The following is a 929-nucleotide window of genomic DNA, read 5'->3' on the forward strand; positions in this document are numbered from 1 at the left end:
GGGCGGGCGGTTTCCTTCTTCAACCGCTCGTACCAGTCAGGGGCGCGGCGGCGGACCTTCAACCCGCCCGGCAGCACCCCTTCGCGTTTGAGCGAGGTCTGCACGCAGTTCTCCATCACGGACCAGATGTGCAGCAGCCCCGCACGGATCTCCTCCCCGGAGCGGGAGGCCAACTCGTTCGTGGACATCACGTCGGCGATGCCCAGCCCGGTCACCGCGCAGTGCGCCAACAACTCCGCCGCGGTCCGGAACGGCAGCGGCAGCCCCTCCTTGGACGCGTCCAGTTCCTGCTGCGCCGCGTCCTCCTCCCCCTCCCGGACGATGAACCCGCCACCGACCGAGAAGAACGTCGCCGCGTGCACCACCGAACCCTGCGCGTCGGTGACCGTGAACGTCATCCCGTTCGTGTGCCGCGGCAGCACCGTCAACGGCCGCAACACCATGTCCTTCACCCCATACGGCAGCGCCACCGACCCGGCCAGGTTCAGGACCCCGGTCTCCGCGATCGAGGCCAGCCGCTCCTCGACCTCTTCGGGCAGGATCAACTCCGGATGGAACCCCTCCAAGCCCAGCAGGACCGCCGTCATCGTCCCATGCCCGTGCCCCGTCGCGGCCAACGACCCATACAAATCCACCCGCAACCCGGCCACCCCAGCCAGCTTCCCCGAGGCCTTGAGCTCCTCAGCGAACACAGCAGCAGCCCGCATCGGCCCCACAGTATGCGAAGACGACGGGCCAATCCCGATCGAAAAAAGATCAAAGACTCCAACTGCCATAACTAAATCCTTACTGAAACTGTGGTTCGTTTGGTGTGGCCGGGCTGGGGTGGAGCGGGCAGGACATCCTCTGCGTGCTCGGTCGCGAAGACGCCCGCTAAGCGGACGTGACGCTCCCTTAGACGCACGCTGCCGGATGCCCCGCCCACTCCG

The 929-nt window shown here is 66.8% G+C and carries 1 protein-coding gene; it reads right to left on the bottom strand.

Features of this window, described 5'->3' with window-relative positions; genetic code table 11:
• Positions 1-776 (bottom strand): serine dehydratase beta chain (locus PV772_RS23005; protein WP_347887705.1); only part of this gene is annotated, 776 nt, incomplete at its 3' end.
• Positions 777-929: the final 153 nt, after the last annotated feature.

The organism is Pseudarthrobacter sp. CC12 (genome assembly GCF_039907755.1).
GTDB classification, from domain to species: domain Bacteria; phylum Actinomycetota; class Actinomycetes; order Actinomycetales; family Micrococcaceae; genus Arthrobacter; species Arthrobacter niigatensis.